Source organism: Streptomyces montanisoli (genome assembly GCF_017813245.1).
Taxonomy (GTDB): Bacteria; Actinomycetota; Actinomycetes; order Streptomycetales; family Streptomycetaceae; genus Streptomyces; species Streptomyces montanisoli.
Window position 1 is genome coordinate 23,607 of sequence record NZ_JAGIQL010000034.1, and the last position, 18,823, is coordinate 42,429.

Annotated in this window: 21 protein-coding genes; 16 read left to right on the plus strand and 5 right to left on the minus strand. The window is 70.1% G+C overall.

All coding sequences use genetic code 11. The features are described from left to right. Window positions 1-70 precede the first annotated feature (70 nt). The 9 genes from secY (at window position 71) to rplQ (ending at window position 6,420) form a co-directional block, all read left to right on the plus strand. Window positions 71-1,384 carry a preprotein translocase subunit SecY gene (secY, locus tag JFN87_RS11360; RefSeq protein ID WP_209339865.1) on the plus strand — a complete coding sequence of 438 codons (1,314 nt, stop codon included), beginning with the start codon at window positions 71-73 and terminating at the stop codon, window positions 1,382-1,384. Continuing rightward, a complete protein-coding gene (locus JFN87_RS11365; RefSeq protein WP_209339866.1) occupies window positions 1,384-2,043 on the plus strand; it encodes an adenylate kinase in 660 nt (219 codons plus the stop codon). Before secY ends, JFN87_RS11365 begins: the two co-directional genes overlap by 1 nt. 132 nt (window positions 2,044-2,175) lie before the next feature. Further along, window positions 2,176-3,012, plus strand: a complete 837-nt coding sequence (map, locus tag JFN87_RS11370) for a type I methionyl aminopeptidase (protein WP_209339867.1) — start codon at window positions 2,176-2,178, stop codon at window positions 3,010-3,012. A gap of 229 nt (window positions 3,013-3,241) precedes the next feature. Beyond that, complete coding sequence (gene infA, locus JFN87_RS11375; protein WP_003956442.1) at window positions 3,242-3,463, plus strand: translation initiation factor IF-1; 222 nt, start codon at window positions 3,242-3,244, stop codon at window positions 3,461-3,463. 57 nt (window positions 3,464-3,520) lie between these two features. Continuing rightward, complete coding sequence (gene rpmJ / locus JFN87_RS11380) at window positions 3,521-3,634, plus strand: 50S ribosomal protein L36 (protein ID WP_030903823.1); 114 nt, start codon at window positions 3,521-3,523, stop codon at window positions 3,632-3,634. 177 nt (window positions 3,635-3,811) lie between these two features. Further along, on the plus strand, window positions 3,812-4,192 hold the full coding sequence (gene rpsM / locus JFN87_RS11385) for a 30S ribosomal protein S13 (protein ID WP_030903822.1): 381 nt from the start codon (window positions 3,812-3,814) through the stop codon (window positions 4,190-4,192). 79 nt (window positions 4,193-4,271) lie between these two features. After that, entirely contained in the window at window positions 4,272-4,676 is a 405-nt protein-coding gene (rpsK, locus tag JFN87_RS11390; RefSeq protein WP_003948617.1) for a 30S ribosomal protein S11, read from the plus strand. A gap of 116 nt (window positions 4,677-4,792) precedes the next feature. Continuing rightward, window positions 4,793-5,815, plus strand: coding sequence for a DNA-directed RNA polymerase subunit alpha (locus tag JFN87_RS11395; protein WP_030903820.1), 1,023 nt, complete (start codon window positions 4,793-4,795; stop codon window positions 5,813-5,815). Window positions 5,816-5,898: 83 nt separating this feature from the next. Further along, window positions 5,899-6,420 carry a 50S ribosomal protein L17 gene (rplQ, locus tag JFN87_RS11400; RefSeq protein WP_209339868.1) on the plus strand — a complete coding sequence of 174 codons (522 nt, stop codon included), beginning with the start codon at window positions 5,899-5,901 and terminating at the stop codon, window positions 6,418-6,420. Between the two features lie 81 nt (window positions 6,421-6,501). On the opposite strand, the gene JFN87_RS11405 is transcribed toward rplQ, so the two are convergent. Next, entirely contained in the window at window positions 6,502-7,410 is a 909-nt protein-coding gene (locus JFN87_RS11405) for a UTP--glucose-1-phosphate uridylyltransferase (RefSeq protein ID WP_209339869.1), read from the minus strand. A gap of 174 nt (window positions 7,411-7,584) precedes the next feature. On the opposite strand from JFN87_RS11405, the gene truA reads away from it, so the two are divergent. Next, complete coding sequence (truA, locus tag JFN87_RS11410) at window positions 7,585-8,466, plus strand: tRNA pseudouridine(38-40) synthase TruA (protein ID WP_209339889.1); 882 nt, start codon at window positions 7,585-7,587, stop codon at window positions 8,464-8,466. 435 nt (window positions 8,467-8,901) lie between these two features. Here truA and JFN87_RS11415 read toward each other — a convergent pair whose 3' ends face one another. The 3 genes from JFN87_RS11415 to JFN87_RS11425 form a co-directional block, all read right to left on the minus strand. Continuing rightward, window positions 8,902-10,584, minus strand: a complete 1,683-nt coding sequence (locus JFN87_RS11415; RefSeq protein ID WP_209339870.1) for a GMC family oxidoreductase — start codon at window positions 10,582-10,584, stop codon at window positions 8,902-8,904. Between the two features lie 146 nt (window positions 10,585-10,730). Continuing rightward, window positions 10,731-11,561 carry an NAD(+) synthase gene (nadE, locus tag JFN87_RS11420; protein ID WP_209339871.1) on the minus strand — a complete coding sequence of 277 codons (831 nt, stop codon included), beginning with the start codon at window positions 11,559-11,561 and terminating at the stop codon, window positions 10,731-10,733. Between the two features lie 92 nt (window positions 11,562-11,653). Then, window positions 11,654-12,580: a hypothetical protein gene (locus JFN87_RS11425; RefSeq protein WP_372449217.1), complete on the minus strand. Its 927-nt coding sequence runs from the start codon at window positions 12,578-12,580 to the stop codon at window positions 11,654-11,656. Between the two features lie 331 nt (window positions 12,581-12,911). Here JFN87_RS11425 and JFN87_RS11430 point away from each other — a divergent pair, with 331 nt between their 5' ends. Continuing rightward, the gene (locus JFN87_RS11430) at window positions 12,912-14,552 is read left to right on the plus strand and encodes an ABC-F family ATP-binding cassette domain-containing protein (RefSeq protein ID WP_209339873.1); all 1,641 of its coding nucleotides are present in this window, start codon (window positions 12,912-12,914) and stop codon (window positions 14,550-14,552) included. Window positions 14,553-14,582: 30 nt separating this feature from the next. On the opposite strand, the gene JFN87_RS11435 is transcribed toward JFN87_RS11430, so the two are convergent. Continuing rightward, window positions 14,583-15,122: an ATP-binding protein gene (locus JFN87_RS11435; RefSeq protein ID WP_307865405.1), complete on the minus strand. Its 540-nt coding sequence runs from the start codon at window positions 15,120-15,122 to the stop codon at window positions 14,583-14,585. A gap of 305 nt (window positions 15,123-15,427) precedes the next feature. Here JFN87_RS11435 and JFN87_RS11440 point away from each other — a divergent pair, with 305 nt between their 5' ends. From JFN87_RS11440 to JFN87_RS11460, 5 genes are all read left to right on the plus strand, one after another. Beyond that, window positions 15,428-16,282, plus strand: a complete 855-nt coding sequence (locus JFN87_RS11440; protein WP_209339875.1) for a helix-turn-helix domain-containing protein — start codon at window positions 15,428-15,430, stop codon at window positions 16,280-16,282. Window positions 16,283-16,296: 14 nt separating this feature from the next. Continuing rightward, a complete protein-coding gene (locus JFN87_RS11445; RefSeq protein WP_209339876.1) occupies window positions 16,297-16,488 on the plus strand; it encodes a DUF397 domain-containing protein in 192 nt (63 codons plus the stop codon). Between the two features lie 268 nt (window positions 16,489-16,756). Beyond that, complete coding sequence (locus JFN87_RS11450; protein ID WP_209339877.1) at window positions 16,757-17,677, plus strand: WXG100-like domain-containing protein; 921 nt, start codon at window positions 16,757-16,759, stop codon at window positions 17,675-17,677. Window position 17,678: 1 nt separating this feature from the next. Then, complete coding sequence (locus JFN87_RS33610) at window positions 17,679-18,257, plus strand: restriction endonuclease fold toxin (protein WP_245179232.1); 579 nt, start codon at window positions 17,679-17,681, stop codon at window positions 18,255-18,257. 5 nt (window positions 18,258-18,262) lie between these two features. Then, window positions 18,263-18,658: an Imm7 family immunity protein gene (locus JFN87_RS11460; RefSeq protein ID WP_209339878.1), complete on the plus strand. Its 396-nt coding sequence runs from the start codon at window positions 18,263-18,265 to the stop codon at window positions 18,656-18,658. Window positions 18,659-18,823 lie beyond the last annotated feature (165 nt).

The window sequence follows — 18,823 nt, forward strand, 5'->3', positions numbered from 1 at the left end:
CGGCACCGAATCCGTCGATCCTCAAGACCGTCACCTCTGACGCACTGGCGCGGGGGTCGCAGGAGGCACCGTGCTCACCGCGTTCGCCCGGGCGTTCAAGACGCCCGACCTGCGCAAGAAGCTGCTCTTTACGCTCGGCATCATCGTGCTGTACCGGCTCGGCGCCCACATCCCGATCCCCGGGGTGAGCTACGAGGCCGTCCAGACGTGTGTGGACGCGGCCCAGAAGGGCAACAGCAGCCTTTTCGGGCTGGTCAACATGTTCAGCGGTGGGGCGCTGCTGCAGATCACGCTCTTCGCGCTCGGCATCATGCCGTACATCACCGCGAGCATCATCCTCCAGCTGCTGACCGTGGTCATCCCGCGGCTCGAGGCCCTCAAGAAGGAGGGCCAGTCCGGGCAGACGAAGATCACGCAGTACACCCGCTACCTGACGGTCGCGCTCGCCATCCTGCAGGGCACCGGCCTCGTGGCCACTGCCCGCAGCGGCGCGCTGTTCCAGGGCTGCCCGACCGCATCCAGCATCGTCCCCAACCACTCGATGTTCACGACCATCACGATGGTCATCACGATGACCGCCGGCACCGCGGTGGTCATGTGGTTCGGTGAGATGATCACCGACAAGGGCATCGGCAACGGCATGTCGATCCTGATGTTCGTCTCCATCGCCGCGGGCTTCCCCGGCACGCTGTGGTCCATCAAGGAGGCCGGTTCGCTGGCCGGCGGCTGGATCAACTTCGGCGGCGTCATCCTGATCGGCTTCGTCATGGTCGGCCTGATCGTCTTCGTGGAGCAGGCGCAGCGGCGCATCCCCGTCCAGTACGCGAAGCGCATGGTCGGCCGCCGCTCGTACGGCGGGACGTCGACGTACATCCCCCTCAAGGTGAACCAGGCCGGTGTGATCCCGGTCATCTTCGCCTCTTCGCTGCTGTACATCCCCGCCCTGATCGCGCAGTTCTCCAGCTCCACCTCGGGCTGGAAGACGTGGATCCAGGACAACTTCGTCAAGGGCGACCACCCGTACTACGTGACGGCCTACTTCCTGTTGATCGTGTTCTTCGCCTTCTTCTACGTGGCGATCTCGTTCAACCCCGAAGAAGTGTCCGACAACATGAAGAAGTATGGTGGCTTCATTCCGGGCATCCGGGCAGGTCGTCCCACCGCCGAGTACCTGAGCTACGTGCTCAACAGGATCACCTGGCCGGGATCGCTGTACCTGGGGCTGATCGCTCTCGCGCCGACAGTGGCGTTGGCGAGTTACGGCGGAGCCGGCAACGCGATCGGCGGCACCAGCATCATCATCATCGTCGGTGTGGGCCTGGAGACCGTCAAGCAGATCGAGAGCCAGCTACAGCAGCGGCACTACGAAGGGTTCCTCCGCTGATGCGAATCGTCCTCGTCGGGCCTCCCGGTGCCGGCAAGGGTACGCAGGCCGCGTATCTCGCCAAGAACCTGTCGATCCCGCACATCTCCACGGGTGACCTCTTTCGCGCCAACATCAGCCAGGGCACGCCGCTGGGCAAGCAGGCGAAGCAGTTCATCGACGCCGGCGACCTGGTGCCCGACTCGGTGACCATCGGCATGGCGCGCGAGCGCATGGCTCAGCCCGACGCGGTCGGCGGCTTCCTGCTCGACGGCTTCCCGCGCAACGTGGCGCAGGCGGAGGCGCTGGACGCGGCGCTCGGCGAGGACGATCTCGCGCTCGACGCGGTCCTCGACCTGGAGGTCCCTGAGGACGAGGTCGTCAAGCGGATCGCCGGACGGCGGATCTGCCGCAACGACAGCTCGCACGTGTTCCACGTGAGCTACAACCCGCCGAAGCGCGACGGTGTCTGCGACGCGTGCGGCGGCGAGCTGTACCAGCGCGAGGACGACAACGAGGACACGGTCCGCAAGCGGCTCGAGATCTACCACACGCAGACCGAGCCGATCATCGACTACTACAAGGCCCAGGGCCTGGTGGTCACCATCTCGGCGCTCGGCAAGGTCACCGAGGTGACGGACCGCGCCATGGAGGCGCTCAAGCGCGACGCGGCCGCGTAGCCGCGCGCCCGTCGGCCGGCCCGCCGCGGCCGTGGTGTCCTACCGGGCACCACGGCCGTACGTTTGCGGTCGCACGAGCACACACGTGCACACTCAGGTGCAGGGACGTACTGGGAAGGCGCAGGAACGGACATGGTGGAGATCAAGACCCCGGAGCAGATCGCGAAGATGCGCGAGGCGGGGCTGGTCGTCGCCGCGATCCACGCGGCGACGGCACAGGCCGCGGTGCCCGGCGCCACCACCAGGGACCTGGACCAGGTCGCGCGCAAGGTGCTCGCCGAGCACGGCGCGAAGCCGAACTTCCTCGGGTACGGCGGCTTCCCCGCCACGATCTGCACGTCGGTGAACGACGTGGTGGTGCACGGCATCCCCGACGACGAGACCGTGCTCAAGGACGGCGACATCATCTCCGTCGACGCGGGCGCCATCGTGGAGGGCTGGCACGGCGACGCGGCGTACACGGCGTTCGTCGGCAGCGGCCACTCCCCGGAGCTCGTCGAGCTCTCCCGGGTGACCGAGGAGTCGATGTGGGCCGGCATCGCGGCGATGCGCGGCGGCAACCGCCTCGTCGACGTGTCGCGCGCGATCGAGTCGTACATCCGCCGCCAGCCGAAGCCGGGCGGCGGCAAGTACGGGATCATCGAGGACTACGGCGGCCACGGCATCGGCACGGCCATGCACATGGATCCGCACCTGCTGAACTACGTGTCGCGCGGGCGCGGCAAGGGTCCCCGGCTGGTGCCCGGCTTCTGCCTCGCGATCGAGCCGATGGTGTCGCTCGGCACGCCCAAGACCGAGGTCATGCCCGACGAGTGGACGGTCGTGACGCTCGACCGCACCTGGTCGTCGCACTGGGAGCACTCGATCGCGCTGACGGAGGAGGGGCCGCTGGTCCTGACCGCCGTCGACGGCGGCCGCGCGAAGCTCGCGGAGCTCGGCGTCACGGCCGCCCCCGACCCGCTGTCCTAGCGGCCGGCGCCCGCAGGCCCCGCGGCCCCGCGCCGCGCGAGCGCCCTTCTGCCCGCGACCCGCGCCACGAGGCGCCAAGGGTGGCTTAGGGATCTCTCCGCGTGGGCAAACTGAACGGATTCGTCTTTTCGAGGGGCCTGCCGTAGACTGACGCGTCGGCTCTGGTGCGCCCGTGTGTCCGCGCACGGCGGCCGGAATCGATCAAGGCAGCCGATTCGAAGGGCGAAGCGTGGCCAAGAAGCAAGGTGCCATCGAAATTGAGGGCACCGTGATCGAGTCCCTCCCGAACGCCATGTTCAAGGTGGAACTCCAGAACGGTCACAAAGTCCTCGCGCACATCAGCGGCAAGATGCGGATGCACTACATCCGTATCCTTCCGGATGACCGGGTCGTCGTGGAGCTCTCCCCGTACGACCTCACGCGCGGCCGGATCGTCTACCGATACAAGTAGATCTTGTGGGTCCCTGTCCGCAGGAGCGCCCGCACTGACCCGGAGAACCTCAATCCCATGAAGGTCAAGCCGAGCGTCAAGAAGATCTGCGACAAGTGCAAGGTGATCCGCCGTAACGGCCGGGTCATGGTCATCTGCGACAACCTGCGCCACAAGCAGCGCCAGGGCTGACGCGGACCCTCGTCCGTACGCACTTCTCGCACGTCTTCGCGCGACGCACAGCACCCAGTAGAAACGCAGAGCCCAGGGCCCACAGCGCGGCCCTGACACCTCCGGCGGAGGCCGGAGACCCGGGCGCCACCCGGGAGCGGCACTGCGGCAGACCTCCGCATCCATCAGGAGCCATGAATGGCACGCCTCGCAGGCGTTGACCTCCCGCGCGAGAAGCGCGTCGAGGTCGCCCTCACCTACGTCTTCGGCATCGGGCGCACCCGCGCCCAGGAGACGCTCGCCGCCACCGGCGTCAGCCCCGACGTCCGTGTCCGCGACCTCGCCGAGGAAGACCTCGTCAAGATTCGCGAGTACGTCGACGCCAACCTCAAGACCGAGGGTGACCTCCGTCGCGAGATCGCCGCCGACATCCGCCGCAAGGTGGAGATCGGCTGCTACCAGGGCATCCGTCACCGCCGTGGCCTGCCCGTGCACGGTCAGCGCACGAGCACGAACGCGCGTACCCGCAAGGGCCCGCGTCGCGCCATCGCCGGCAAGAAGAAGCCGGGCAAGAAGTAGTCCGCAGCAGGACACCACGCTTCACCAGCGGTCTTCGCTGTAGGACCGACCACCTCCCCTCCGTAGGAGAACACCCGACATGCCCCCTAAGGGACGTCAGGGCGCTGCCAAGAAGGTGCGCCGCAAGGAAAAGAAGAACGTCGCTCACGGCCACGCGCACATCAAGAGCACGTTCAACAACACCATCGTCTCGATCACGGACCCCACGGGCAACGTGATCTCCTGGGCCTCCGCCGGCCACGTCGGCTTCAAGGGCTCGCGCAAGTCGACCCCCTTCGCCGCGCAGATGGCCGCCGAGTCGGCCGCCCGCCGCGCGCAGGAGCACGGCATGCGCAAGGTGGACGTCTTCGTCAAGGGTCCCGGCTCCGGCCGTGAGACCGCGATCCGCTCCCTCCAGGCCACCGGCCTCGAGGTGGGTTCGATCCAGGACGTGACGCCGACCCCGCACAACGGTTGCCGTCCGCCCAAGCGCCGCCGCGTCTGAGGCGAACAGCTCCACCGGGTACGGGCGGGCACGGCGCGTATGCGCCGGCTCGCCCGTACCCTTGGCAGTACTGAAGGGCGTCAAATAGCGGGCGCCCCCAACAGAAGGACTGACCCATGCTTATCGCTCAGCGTCCGTCGCTGACCGAAGAGGTCGTCGACGAGTACCGCTCCCGGTTCGTCATCGAGCCGCTGGAGCCGGGCTTCGGCTACACCCTCGGCAACTCCCTCCGTCGCACGCTCCTCTCGTCGATCCCCGGTGCCGCGGTCACCAGCATCAGGATCGACGGCGTCCTGCACGAGTTCACCACCGTGCCGGGCGTCAAGGACGACGTCACGGACCTCATCCTCAACATCAAGCAGCTCGTCGTCTCCTCGGAGCACGACGAGCCCGTCGTGATGTACCTGCGCAAGCAGGGCCCCGGCCTGGTCACCGCGGCGGACATCGCGCCGCCCGCCGGCGTCGAGGTGCACAACCCCGACCTGGTGCTCGCCACGCTGAACGCCAAGGGCAAGCTGGAGATGGAGCTGACCGTCGAGCGCGGCCGCGGCTACGTCTCCGCCGTCCAGAACAAGCAGGTGGGCCAGGAGATCGGCCGCATCCCGGTCGACTCCATCTACTCGCCCGTGCTGAAGGTCACGTACAAGGTCGAGGCCACGCGTGTCGAGCAGCGCACCGACTTCGACAAGCTGATCGTCGACGTCGAGACCAAGCAGGCCATGCGGCCGCGTGACGCCATGGCGTCCGCGGGCAAGACGCTGGTCGAGCTGTTCGGCCTGGCGCGCGAGCTCAACATCGACGCCGAGGGCATCGACATGGGCCCGTCGCCGACGGACGCGGCGCTCGCCGCCGACCTGGCGCTGCCGATCGAGGAGCTCGAGCTCACGGTCCGCTCGTACAACTGCCTCAAGCGCGAGGGCATCCACTCGGTGGGCGAGCTCGTCGCCCGCTCCGAGGCGGACCTGCTCGACATCCGCAACTTCGGCGCGAAGTCGATCGACGAGGTCAAGGCGAAGCTGGCCGGCATGGGCCTGGCGCTCAAGGACAGCCCGCCCGGATTCGACCCGACCGCCGCCGCCGACGCGTTCGGCGCGGAGGACGACGCGGACGCCGGGTTCGTGGAGACCGAGCAGTACTGAGCACAAAGCTTCGGCGGGCGACCGCTCGCCGGACCTGACACCGGTACCTGACACGGCCGGTGCAGACCGATAGGAGAACCACCATGCCGAGGCCCACCAAGGGTGCCCGACTGGGCGGCAGTGCCGCGCACGAGAAGCTGCTCCTCGCGAACCTCGCGAAGTCGCTCTTCGAGCACGGCCGCATCACCACGACCGAGGCGAAGGCCCGCCGCCTGCGTCCGGTCGCGGAGCGTCTGATCACCAAGGCGAAGAAGGGCGACATCCACAACCGTCGCCTGGTGCTGCGCACGATCACGGACAAGAGCATCGTGCACACGCTCTTCGCCGAGATCGGCCCGCGCTACGAGAACCGCCCGGGTGGCTACACCCGCATCACCAAGATCGGCAACCGCAGGGGCGACAACGCGCCCATGGCGGTCATCGAGCTGGTGGAGGCCCTGACCGTCGCCCAGCAGGCGACGGGCGAGGCCGAGGCCGCGACGAAGCGCGCGGTCAAGGAGGACAGCGCCAAGAAGGACGCCGCTGCCGAGGCCGCTCCGGCCGAGGACGCGAAGTCCGAGGAGGCCGCTGCCGAGGCCGCCTCCTCCGAGGACGAGGCGAAGTAGGTCTCGTCGTCTGGCTCTGGGCTCGCGAGAAGGCCCGTACCCGTTCCGTCAGGAGCGGGTACGGGCCTTCTGCCGTTCGTCTCACGTAGTGGGCGCGGCGCCGTCCGGGTCCTGCGTCAGTCCGCGCAGCAGGGGCCCGTACTCCGGGTGCGACAGGGCGCTCGCGAACTGGGCGACCAGGTAGTCGGCGGGGTTGCCCGTGTCGTACCAGCGACCCTGGATGACCTGCCCGTACACGGCCCGGGTCGCCGCGTAGGCGTTGATCGCGTCGGTCAGGTAGATCTCGCCCGTCCTGTGCTCGTACCAGCGGTTCGTCTGCTCCCGCAGCTCGTCCACGATGGCCGGCGTGATCACGTAGCCGCCGATCGCGGCGAACAGGGACGGCGCGTCCTCCGGGGCCGGCTTCTCGACCAGGCCCGTGATGCGCAGCTGACCCTCGCCGAGGTCCTCCTTGACGACGGGCACGCCGTAGCGCCCCGAGTCGGCGGCGCGCATCGGCAGCAGCGCGAGGACCGGGCAGTTCGTCGCCTCGTACGCGCGGATCAGCTGCTGGGCGCGCGGCACCTCGGCGACGAAGACGTCGTCGGGCCAGAGCACCAGCATCGGCTCGTCACCGAAGTTTCGTGCGGCGTTCAGCACCGGCGTGCCGTTGCCGTACGGGCCGTGCTGGTCGAGGTAGGTGATGTGGCCCGACCTGGACAGCTCGCCGACCTCCTCGACGGCGTCCGCGTAGGCGGACTTGCCGTCGGCGCGCAACTGCGCGACCAGGGCGGGGTTGGGGCGGAAGTGGTCCTGGATGAGGTTCTTGCCGCCCGAGACGACGATGGTGATGTCGGTGATGCCGGAGGCCACCAGTTCGCGCACCGTGTGCTCGATCACCGGCTTGTCGCCGACCGGGAGCATCTCCTTCGGGATGGCCTTGGTCAGCGGCAGCAGGCGGGAGCCGAGGCCGGCTGCGGGGATCACTGCCCTGCGGATGGTGGTCTCCATGGGGTGGTGGTCTCTTTCGCGGTCGAGAGGGACTGGCGGGGTCGGACGGTGCCGGTGAGCTGACCGTACCGTCCTTACATGTCATAACGCTGTGCGGGAGGCCGAACGAGCGTGCCGCGCGCCTGGGAGGATGGGGGCGTGAGCGGTCTGAACGGTGTGGACGGTGTGGACGGTGTGGACGATCTCGGCGGTGCGAGTGGCGAGGGCCCGGCGCCCGGGTTCGTACGGGTGCGGCTCGACCTCTCCTACGACGGTGCCGGCTTCTCCGGCTGGGCGAAGCAGACCGCGCGGCGCACGGTCCAGGGCGAGATCGAGGACGCCCTGCGCACGGTGACGAGGTCGGCCGGGACGTGGGACCTGACGGTCGCGGGACGCACGGACGCGGGCGTCCACGCGCGCGGGCAGGTGGCGCACGTCGACCTGCCCGAGGCGCTGTGGGAGGCCCACGAGGACAAGCTCCTGCGGCGGCTCGCGGGGCGGCTGCCGCACGACGTGCGGGTGTGGCGGGCACGGCCGGCTCCCGCCGGGTTCAACGCACGTTTCTCGGCGGTGTGGCGCCGCTACGCGTACCGCGTCACCGACCACCCTGGCGGGGTGGACCCGCTGCTGCGCGGGCACGTGCTCTGGCACGACTGGACGCTCGACGTCGAGGCCATGAACGAGGCGTCGGCCCGGCTTGTGGGCGAGCACGACTTCGCCGCGTTCTGCAAGCGGCGCGAGGGCGCGACGACGATCCGCACGCTCCAGCGCCTCGACTGGACGCGCGGCGCCGACGGCGTCGTCACGGCGACGGTCAGGGCGGACGCCTTCTGCCACAACATGGTGCGGTCGCTGGTCGGCGCGCTGCTCTTCGTCGGCGACGGCCACCGCGGCCCGGAGTGGCCGGCGAAGGTACTCGCGGCGGGCGTCCGCGACTCGGCGGTCCACGTCGTACGCCCGCACGGCCTCACGCTGGAGGAGGTGGGCTACCCACCGGCCGACCGGCTGGCGGCCCGCAACCGCGAGGCACGCAACAGGCGCACGCTCCCGGGGGCCGCGGCGAGCGGCTGCTGCTAGGCCCTCGGGCGGGCGGCGCCGGCTGCACGCGATCGGCGGGCCGCCGGGGCCTTCCTCCGGGGCGGTGCGCCGGGAGCCCGCCTCCGGGGCGGGGCGCGCCGGGTTGTCCGTCTCCGGGCTTCCGGGGCCACCGGCTCCGGGGCCGCCGGGGCGGCCGCGTCGCCGAGCCTGCGCTCGGTGGGTGCGTCGGTCCCGCGGCGCTAGGCTCCGTGTCCCGCGCCTGCGATCGGCGGGCCGCCGGGGCCGTCTTCCGTGGCGCGCCGGGTCGGCCGCCTCCGGGGTGGCGCCCGGAAAACCTCCCGCCCCCGGGGCCGCTACCGGCGGGCCGCCGGGGCGCGCCGGGGGCGGCGCGTTTCCGGTACGGGCGGCGCCGGAGGTGGCGGCTTCCTCACGGCCGGGCCGGGGGCCGTCCTGGCGCGGACGTGGCTCGCGGGGTCAGTGGGTCAGGAGGTCCGACGCGCGTTCCGCTATCGCGTAGACCGTCGCTTCCGCGTTGGCCGAGACGATCGTCGGCATCACGGACGCGTCCGCCACTCGCAGGCCTTCCACGCCGCGTACCCGTAGCTCCGTGTCCACGACCGCGCCCGCGTCCGTGTCCGTGCCGATCGCGCAGGTGCCCGCGTAGTCGTGCGCGCTGTGCAGGTTGCGGCGGAGGTAGGCGCGCAGTTCCTCGTCGTCCGCGATGTCGCGGCCCGGCAGCTCCTCCTCGCCGCGCCACAGCGTCAGCGCGGGCGCCATGCCGATCTCGCGTGCCGCGCGCAGCCCCGCCGTCATCAGGTCGAGGTCGTGGTGGTCGGCGTAGTAGCACGGGTCGATGGACGGCGGGGTGGCCGGATCCGCGTCCGCGAGGCGCACCGTGCCCCGGCTGTACGGGGACAGCAGCGCGACCACGATCGTGTACCCGGCGCCCGGTCCAGGACCCGGCAGGCCGCCGGCGCGCACCGGGAGGTCGGCGATCCCGAGCTGGAGGTCCGGTGCCGTGCACGTCGTCGCGTGCGGATCGCTGCGGATCAGGCCCTGCACCTCGGCATGGTTGTTCTCCGATTCCGGCACCGGCCGGGCCGAGCGGTAGACGACACCCGAGACGACGTGGTCCTGGAGATTGCCGCCGACGCCCGGCAGGTCGAGGTGCGCGGTGATCCCGATGTCCTCCAGGTGCTCCCGCGGGCCGAGCCCCGACGACATCAGCAGCCTCGGCGACCCCACGGCGCCCGCCGTGAGCACCACCTCGCCGCCGGGGGAGCAGCGCGCCGTGCGCGAGGGCGCCGCGTGTTGCGGCGAGTCCTCGGCAGACGTGTCCTCGGCAGGCGTGTCCTCGGGCGGCGTCCCGTCCGCCACCGTGTAGGCGACGCCCGTGCACCGCGGCGACGTGCCCGTCTCGTCCAGCAGCAGCCGCTGCACGAACGCGTCCGTGATCACCCGCATGTTCGTGCGCTCGCCGAGTACCGGCCGCAGGTACGCGCCGGCCGCGTCCTGACGTGCGCCGTCCGCGATGGCGAGGTCCGCCCAGCCGAAGCCCGTCTCCAACCCCGCGGCCAGGTCGCACGCCCGGGGGTGGCCCGCCTGGACCGCCGCCGCGAGGAACGCCTGGGCGAGCGGGTGACGGTGGCGGCGCGCGGCCGGGGCGACGCGCAGCGGACCGTCCGTGCCGCGCGAGGCGGGGTCGCGGCGCCGGACCCCGGTGACGTTCTCGCTGCGCTTGAAGTACGGGAGGAGGTCGTCGTAGCCCCAGCCTTTGGCGCCACCCTCCGGCCACGCGTCGCAGCCGGACCTGTGGCCGCGCAGGAACGTCATCCCGCCGATCGCGGACGAACCGCCGAGGCCTCGGCCGCGCGGCCACGGGATGGGGGCGCCGCCGGTGTTCTGCGGGACGGTCGTGTCGCCCCAGTCGGCCGCCGTGCCGAGGAGCGACGGCCACGCGGCCGGCGCGGGCACGGGGTCAGGCTCCGCGGGGACCGGACGCCCGGCTTCGAGGAGCAGCACGCGGTGGGTGCGGTCCTCGGAGAGGCGCCGCGCCAGGACGCATCCGGCCGTGCCCGCCCCGACGACGATGTACTCGTACGTCTCGGGGGCCCCGTCCTGCTCCTGCTCCTGCTGCTGGTTCTGCTGCTCGGGCACCGGTGATCGACCTCCCGACGTGTCCCATGGCGCTTGCCGGGTGTGCAACGGGGTGCCCGTTTCGCGGCAGGACACACCTCGCGGGGAGGCTTTTTCAGGTCATTCCGGGCTGTTCCGGGCCATTCCGGGCGGTGCCCGGTGGCCGCTCACGGCCCGGTGGGCAGCTGACGCTTGTGCTCGGTCGCGTGGTAGCGGCGGACGATCGACTCGAAGGCCGCCTCGCTGACGAGCTTGCCCTCAAGGAAGTCGTCGATCTCGTCGTACGTCACCCCGAGGGCGTCCTCGTCGAGCTTGCCGGGAGCGAGCGTCTCCAGGTCGGCCGTCGGCTTCTTGGCCACCAGCTCGGCGGGCGCGCCGAGTGCCTCCGCCACGGCGCGCACCCGGCGCTTGGTCAGCCCCGTCAGCGGCACGACGTCGGCGGCGCCGTCCCCGTACTTCGTGAAGAACCCGGAGACCGCCTCGGCCGCGTGGTCGGTGCCCACGACCAGGCCGTTGTGCGCGCCCGCGACGGCGTACTGCGCGATCATGCGCTGCCGTGCCTTGGTGTTGCCCTGGACGAAGTCCTGGTGGTGCTCGTCGCGGAAGGTCACACCGCCTTCGAGCAGCGCGGCCAGCATGGCGTCGCTCGCGGCCTTCACGTCCACGGTCAGCACGCGGTCGGGCTCGATGAACCCGAGCGCGAGCTGGGCGTCCTTCTCGTCCGCCTGGACGCCGTACGGCAGGCGCATGGCGTAGAACGTCGCGTCGTGCCCGGCGTCGCGCGCCCGCTCCACCGCGAGCTGGCACAGCCGGCCCGCGGTCGTGGAGTCCACGCCGCCGCTGATGCCGAGCACCAGGGAGCGCAGCCCCGTGGAGGTCAGCCGCTCGGCCAGGAACGCCACGCGGCGCTCGATCTCCTGCTCGGGGTCGAAGCCCGCGGACACCTGGAGAGTCCTGGCGATCTCCTGCTGCACGGTGCTGGGCGCCTGGTCTGTCACGGGAGCTCCTCGTGGAAGGTCGTGGTGGCGTTCGCTCTCCCCGACTCTATGCCGCCCGGCTTCCGGGCCGCGGAAAAGGGCCTCCCGCGCCGCTACCCGTCCTGGGCCGCCGCGGCCGCCGACGCCTGGGCCTGGCCGCGTGCCGCGATCTGGCGGAACGCGAACTCCGCGATGTCGTCGCCCGCCGTGAACACCTGCTTGTCCTTGGCCGTCACCGCGCGGCGCGTCTCGAAGCCGCCGACGGTGAAGTAGGCGTACCTGCCGTACGAGTTGGCCGTCGTGCGGCACACCGTCACCCGGCAGAACGTCGGCACGCCGGCGCCCGACAGCGACGCGACCCCGCCCTGCGCCTCCTGCTTCTTCACCGCGAGCGCCTCGGCCTCCTTGTCGAAGACCGCGACGCCGACCGTGACCGCCACGCCGTCCTTGCTGTACGTGGCGCGGAAGACCTGCGTGCAGCCGTGCGCGGTGAGGGAGGCGCCCAGGGCGCCCTGCGTCGCGGCGGCGCAGCTGCCGGTGGCGGCCGTGGCGCCCTTGACGTACGTACGGTTGCCTATCGTCAGCTTCTTGCCGGGGAACAGCGTCGCCGCGCTGAGCGGCGCCTTGTCCTTCGCGGCGCTGTCGATGAAGTCCTTGGGGTTCGGCGGCGGCTTCGGCGCGACGCTGGAGAACGACGGCTGCTGCGAGGTGGACGGCTCGGGCAGCGGTGGCAGCGCCCGCGACCCGCCGGGCGCCGGGCTGCCGGACGCGCTCGCGTCACTGTCACCGTTGCCGGCGGAGACGACGGCGGTCGCGACGATGGCCCCGACCGCGCATGTCGCGAGGGCGATGCCGCCGATCAGGAACCACCGCTTGCGCCGGCCCTGCGCGGCGGACGCGTCGGCCATGGCCGACCAGTCGGGGGTCGCCGACGGCGGCTCCGCGCCGGGGCCCGGGCCCTGGGTCTGGGCCTGCGCGCCCTGGCTTCCCGGATACCCCTGCGCGCCCTGGTACCCCTGAGCCCCCTGGCCATACGGCATCTGCTGCGGCAGCTGCCCCGCCGACCCGCGTGTGTCCTGGCCGTACGCGGGCCCGAACGGATTCGGCTGCCCGCCGTGCCCACTCTGCCCGCTCTGACCGCCGTACGGGTTCTCGTCCCGCGGCTCCCCTTCGCCGCCCCACCGGGGCGCCCCCTGCCCGAAGCTCATGCCCGCGAGTTTACGGCCTGGCGCGAGTCCCGCGAGGGCCCGGAGAGCGCAAGGGACTTGGGCCCCAGGGGACCTCCGGCGGCTCGTCGGGCCACGCCCCTGGGTGTCGTCCGCCGCCAAAACGATTGGTCATCGCGGCCGCGAGCCCCCGACAATGCGCACCATGGGACATCTGGAAGCCGCGCACCTCGAGTACTACCTGCCGGATGGGCGCGTGCTGCTCGGTGACGCCTCGTTCCGGGTGGGCGAGGGCGCGGTCGTCGCCCTCGTCGGCGCCAACGGCGCGGGCAAGACGACGCTCCTTCGCCTCCTCTCGGGCGAGATCCAGCCGCACGGCGGGACGGTGACGGTCAGCGGCGGGCTCGGCGTGATGCCGCAGTTCGTCGGCTCCGCTGTGGCCGGCGAGGCGGGCGGGGACGACGAGCGGACCGTGCGCGACCTGCTCGTATCCGTCGCGCAGCCGAGGATCCGCGACGCGGCGCGTGCCGTCGACGCGGCGGAGCACGCGATCATGACCGTCGACGACGAGCGCGCGCAGATGCGGTACGCGCAGGCGCTCAGCGACTGGGCGGAGGCGCGCGGCTACGAGGCCGAGACGCTGTGGGACGTCTGCACGGTCGCCGCCCTCGGCGTGCCGTACGAGAAGGCGCAGTGGCGTCTCGTGCGCACGCTCAGCGGCGGCGAGCAGAAGCGGCTCGTGCTGGAGGCGCTGCTGCGCGGCCCCGACGAGGTGCTGCTCCTCGACGAGCCGGACAACTACCTGGACGTACCGGGCAAGCGATGGCTGGAGGAGCGCCTGCGGGAGACCCGTAAGACCGTGCTCTTCGTCTCCCACGACCGTGAACTGCTGGCGCGCGCCGCCGAGAAGATCGTCAGCGTGGAGCCGGGACCGGCGGGCTCTGACGTGTGGGTGCACGGCGGCGGCTTCGCCACCTACCACGAGGCGCGCAGGGAGCGTTTCGCGCGGTTCGAGGAGCTGCGGCGGCGCTGGGACGAGGAGCACGCGCGCCTCAAGGCCCTCGTGCTGCGGCTGCGGCAGCAGGCGGCGAACAGCCCCGAAATGGCGTCGCGTTACCACGCGATGCAGACACGCTTCAAGAAGTTCGAGGACGCGGGACCGCCCCCGGAGCCGCCGCGCGAGCAGGACATCCGCATGCGCCTCGGCGGTGGGCGCACGGGGGTGCGGGCCGTGGTGTGCGAGGGGCTGGAGCTGACCGGGCTGATGAAGCCGTTCTCGCTGGAGATCTACTACGGCGAGCGGGTCGCGGTGCTCGGCTCGAACGGCTCGGGCAAGTCCCACTTCCTGCGGCTCCTCGCCGGGGGCGACGTCGCGCACACGGGCGCCTGGCGGCTGGGCGCGCGCGTCGTGCCTGGCCACTTCGCGCAGACGCACGCACACCCAGAGCTCGTCGGCCGCACCCTCGTCGACATCCTGTGGACGGAGCACGCGCGCGACCGCGGCCGAGCGATGTCCGCGCTGCGGCGCTACGAGCTCGCCCCGTCGGGCGACCAGCCCTTCGACCGCCTCTCGGGCGGGCAGCAGGCGCGGTTCCAGATCCTGCTGCTCGAACTGAGCGGGGCGACGGCGCTGCTGCTCGACGAGCCGACGGACAACCTGGACCTGGAGTCGGCGTCCGCGCTGCAGGACGGTCTCGAGGCGTTCGACGGCACGGTGGTGGCGGTCACGCACGACCGCTGGTTCGCCCGCTCCTTCGACCGCTTCCTGGTCTTCGGCGCGGACGGGGTGGTCCGCGAGACGGCGCAGCCGGTCTGGGACGAGGCCCGCGTGGCCCGAGCCCGCTGACGCCGTCCGCGCTCGCGCGCGCCGTGCGGTTCAGGCCGCGAGGCTGGCCTTCCCAGGAGCCCCTGGGGGAGCGGCGCGGAGGACCAGCTCGAACCAGACGTACTTGCCGCGCGCCCCGAACGCCGGCTTCGCGACACGGCACGCACCCCACGCGTCGGCCAGCAGGTCGAGGATGAACAGCCCCCGTCCGCCTTCGTCATCCGGCTCGGCCGACACCGGGCGCAGGGGGAGGGCGGGGCTGTCGTCCAGGACGCTGACCCGGAGTACCGGATGGGCCCAGCACAGCCGCATGCTCGCGGGCCCCTGCGTGTGACGCACGGCATTGGTGGTCAGCTCGGCGGCGAGCAACTCGGCCCGGTCGGTGAGCTCGCCCAACCCATGGGCCCGCAGCACGGACGTCACCATGGCCCGAGCCACGGCGGGGCCGCGCGGGTCGCGGGGGCAGCGGAGTGCGTACTCCCACGGTTCGTTGATCGGGATGGGGGCCGGTCCCGTGACGTACGGGGCATCGACGGGTCCGCGGTGTCCACGGGAAGGTGGCTCGTCGTGCTCTCGATCTGTGTGCTTCACGTGGCTTCTCCTATGGTTTGAGGGCGCGTCAAGGCAGCGCCGGGTGGCGGCAGAAGGTTGCGATGGTCGTGTGCCACGACACCCCGACACCTGAGGTGGCCTGCCGTCCACGCACATCCGTCAGGCCTGGACGGCGTGCATGCACGGTGCGCTTCCTGTCGTCGTGGAACGGGCACGACTCACAAGGTAAGGCACTTCAACTCATATGTGAGTTACTTTTCACGAATGAGTGAACTACTCAATGGCTCACTGGACCGCTTGGCGCTCTCCCTGGCAGACTGCGAGCCGCGCACGAGAGAGGGCTCATGGCAGTACGTAACTCACCCACGGGCCGCCAACTGCGGTTGGCCATCGAGCTCCGTCGCCTGCGGGAGCACGCGGGCATCTCCATTCAAGAGGCAGCGGCGATGCTTGGCGCGGACCGCACCATGGTGTCCAACATGGAGGCGGGGCGAACAACCGTCAGCGCAGAGCGGGTGCGCCAACTCGCTTGCCATTACCAGTGCCCCGACGAAGGGCTCGTGGAGGCGCTCGCCTCCATCGCCGACAGCCGGCGAGCTGCGCACTGGTGGCACGAGTACCGGGGCAAGCTGCCCGAAGGGCACCTCGATATCTCTGAGTTGGAACACCACGCCACCCTTATCCGTACCGCGCAGACGGTGCACTTGCCCGGCTTGCTCCAGACCGAGGAGCACGCACGGGCGATCTTCGAGTTCACAGTGCCGAAACTGTCCCGATTGGACGTCGAGTTGCGGGTCGCCCATCGCATGGGCAGGCAAGCCATCCTGTTCGGCAAGCAGTCGACGCCCTACCTCGGCATCATCCACGAGGCCGCTTTGCGTCTTGGCTTCGGCGGCCCGGAGGTTGCCCGCGCCCAATTGGAACACCTGGCCAAAGCGGCGGATCGTCCCAACATCACCCTGTTGGTGATTCCGTTCAGCGCGGGAGCGTTCCACGGGGCGGGGCAGTCCGTCCTCTACATGGAGGGCGAGGTGCCGCAACTGGACACCGTCCAGCTTGACACGGCCCTTGGAGCAACGTTTGTCGACGCCCCGACACCACTCGCCAACTACCGCTCGCTGCTGGATCTGATGGAAGAGACGGCTCTTTCGCCGGAGGCTTCGCAGAATTTCATCAGATCCATCGCGCGTGAGATCTGAGAGGATTTGACATCGTGCCCGGATTGAAGTGGCAGCGCTCGACGTTCTGCGGTGGTGGCGGCAACAATTGCGTCGAAGTCGCGATTGACGGGGAGCGCGGCAGCGTTGCCATACGCAGCAGCGTCCACCCGGAGGAACACGTGATAATAGGCTTGGGTGCATTCAGTGCGCTCATCGGCCACTTGCGAACGAGCACGGCCATGTGAACGCGTGCCCCCACAGAGTCGGACGAGGTCGCTTACGTGCAGGCCGCGCCATCAGGCATGCGCTGCGCCGTACGCAAGCGGCCCGGCAGCCTGATCTGCTGAGCCGATCCCCGCTGTCTCGTGGATCACAACTGCCTTGCCCGTCGGCCTGGTTGCTGTGACGCTTGCATGCGAGCCCAGCAACCGTGCAGCCGGGGGGAGAAGCAGCGATGCCGGACGTGGCGCGTCACGAGACGGGTCGCCTTGCCCCGCCCTTCGGGCACCAGCGATGAGCCGCCCGGCGGTCGGGGGCGGGTCCCCGGAGTCGATCGACTTGTACCCGGACGACCTCGACTCGGTGGCGGGGAAGTTCGCCACGGGGCAGAGCCGTCTGGACACGATCGCGACGACGCTCAACACCGCACTGCAGAACGCGGCCGGCATGGCAGGCAACGACTCCTACGGCCACAAGTTCGGCGCGAAGTACGACCCGGCGGCCAAGGCACTCTTCCACACGCTCTCCGCCGCCGTACGCGCCGTGGGCCAGGCATCCAGCGCGCTGGTGACGACGGCGAACAACTACCTCAAGGCCGACCACTACTCCAACCCGAAACACGGCAAGAGCGCGCCCGCGCTCTACCCGCCGCCCCCGGTGTTCACCGACGTCATGTACCCGGACCCGGACTCCGCGATCGGCGCCGGAAGCTCCTCCATGCCGTCCGTTCTCGCGAAGTACTGGCCCAACGGACACCAGGACAGACTCCGTGACGCGGCCACCGCCTACCGCACCGCGTCCACCGCGCTCCACACGCTCGGCCACTCCCTGCACCAGCAGGTGATGACCCTCACCGACAACAACTCCGACGACTCCGTCCACGCCATGGCCGCCTTCTGGGCCAAGATCTGGCAGGACGGCGCGGGCGCCAAGAACGCGCCCCTCTCGGCCGCCCGCGAGGCCTGCGACAAACTCGCGGCCGCCTGCGACAAGTTCGCCCACGCCATCGACGAGGCCCACAGCAGCACGGAGCACAGACTCGCCGGCGCGGGCATCGCCATCGGGCCTCACGTCGGCTGCCGGCATCCTCCTGACCGTCTTCACCGGCGGCGGCTCCGACGTGGGCGCGGCAGCCCTGGACGGCGCGGAAGCCACCGCGATACTCGGCAGCGTCGAGGTCACCCTGGACGCCGCCGTCACCGACATCAGCGCTGACATGATCGCCGACGTCGAGACCTACCTCCAGGCGGCGGCCGACGGCGTCCCCGAAATCGAAATAGTCGACGCTGAAACGACAGAGGTCAGCCAGACCCTCGACCGCGAACTCGCCGAAACGGAAGCCCGCGAACCCGCAGGCGTCGGCGGCCGAGGCGGAGGAGGCGACGAACCACCGACCGGTGGCGGAGACGAGACAGGCGATGGTGAAGCCGGCCCTTACGATGACAACGGCGGCCTCGGCGACCTGGTCAAGGTGAACAAGCCTGACCCCGCAGCAGACGCGCTGGCCGAGCGCCTCGGTGGCGAGTCGCGAGTCAAGTTTGAAAACGATCCCAAGGGGCGCGAAATCGACGCGGTAAGCGACCAGTACGTGGCACAGTCGAAGCCTGGCGGTATGCAGATGGGTAGCGCTCTTCGGAACCAGGCGAAAGCGACTTTCGAATACGCGATACAATCCGGACGTACTCCATATTTTCATTTTGACGGTGAGTCGGGTCCTGGTGTTGTCGCTAAGCTCCTGGAGTACGGGCGACGGTTTGGCATCAAGCCTGTAATCGATACCAATCCATTGGGATGATAGGCATGTATGAATTTCATGGTTGGTTTGGTATTGCTGAATCGACAGAGGAGTCGGACGCCGGACAGCTTGAGGAGGGAATTATTGAGCTGCGTGGACGGATCTCACAGCTGGACTGGAGTACTGGCGATGTCGCGCTCAACACCCACAATGGTGAGTACTTCGTTGTGGTAAATGGCCTGGTCAACAGGCGTCGAGACGAAGCTGAGGAACTCGGCGACCTATTGGACCACATCGCAGCCCGCTTCCCTGGCTCCTACGGGGTGTTGTATGAACGATCTGCCGACATGCCAGAGCCGCCCGGGCAGGGAGCTTTCCGAGTCAAAGTCATGGCGCGCGGCAAGGTCGACATCCGGTTGGACCCCTTCCTCTCTCCAGTGAGGCCCGTCATCGAGGACTGAGCTGATGAGGCGAGACGCCATCGAAGCCCATTCCTCCCTTGTGGTGAAACACGCGATGTCCGTGTCGAAGGAGCTCCTTGAAGAGGGTTTGGACGATTGGAACCTCGTTGACAGTCTAATTGTGTTGGCGTGTCAGGCCGGCGGTGAGGAACGGTTCAAGAGCCT

Excerpts from the sequence above, each read along its gene's own strand:
- rpsK (WP_003948617.1), top strand. The coding sequence starts at position 4,272 with ATGCCCCCTAAGGGACGTCAGGGCGCTGCCAAGAAGGTGCGCCGCAAG.
- JFN87_RS11425 (WP_372449217.1), bottom strand. The coding sequence starts at position 12,580 with ATGCCGTATGGCCAGGGGGCTCAGGGGTACCAGGGCGCGCAGGGGTAT.
- JFN87_RS11365 (WP_209339866.1), top strand. The coding sequence starts at position 1,384 with ATGCGAATCGTCCTCGTCGGGCCTCCCGGTGCCGGCAAGGGTACGCAG.
- JFN87_RS11450 (WP_209339877.1), top strand. The coding sequence starts at position 16,757 with ATGAGCCGCCCGGCGGTCGGGGGCGGGTCCCCGGAGTCGATCGACTTG.
- JFN87_RS11430 (WP_209339873.1), top strand. The coding sequence starts at position 12,912 with ATGGGACATCTGGAAGCCGCGCACCTCGAGTACTACCTGCCGGATGGG.
- JFN87_RS33610 (WP_245179232.1), top strand. The coding sequence starts at position 17,679 with ATGATCGCCGACGTCGAGACCTACCTCCAGGCGGCGGCCGACGGCGTC.
- rpsM (WP_030903822.1), top strand. The coding sequence starts at position 3,812 with ATGGCACGCCTCGCAGGCGTTGACCTCCCGCGCGAGAAGCGCGTCGAG.
- JFN87_RS11440 (WP_209339875.1), top strand. The coding sequence starts at position 15,428 with ATGGCAGTACGTAACTCACCCACGGGCCGCCAACTGCGGTTGGCCATC.
- map (WP_209339867.1), top strand. The coding sequence starts at position 2,176 with ATGGTGGAGATCAAGACCCCGGAGCAGATCGCGAAGATGCGCGAGGCG.
- JFN87_RS11460 (WP_209339878.1), top strand. The coding sequence starts at position 18,263 with ATGTATGAATTTCATGGTTGGTTTGGTATTGCTGAATCGACAGAGGAG.
- rplQ (WP_209339868.1), top strand. The coding sequence starts at position 5,899 with ATGCCGAGGCCCACCAAGGGTGCCCGACTGGGCGGCAGTGCCGCGCAC.
- rpmJ (WP_030903823.1), top strand. The coding sequence starts at position 3,521 with ATGAAGGTCAAGCCGAGCGTCAAGAAGATCTGCGACAAGTGCAAGGTG.
- JFN87_RS11395 (WP_030903820.1), top strand. The coding sequence starts at position 4,793 with ATGCTTATCGCTCAGCGTCCGTCGCTGACCGAAGAGGTCGTCGACGAG.
- JFN87_RS11405 (WP_209339869.1), bottom strand. The coding sequence starts at position 7,410 with ATGGAGACCACCATCCGCAGGGCAGTGATCCCCGCAGCCGGCCTCGGC.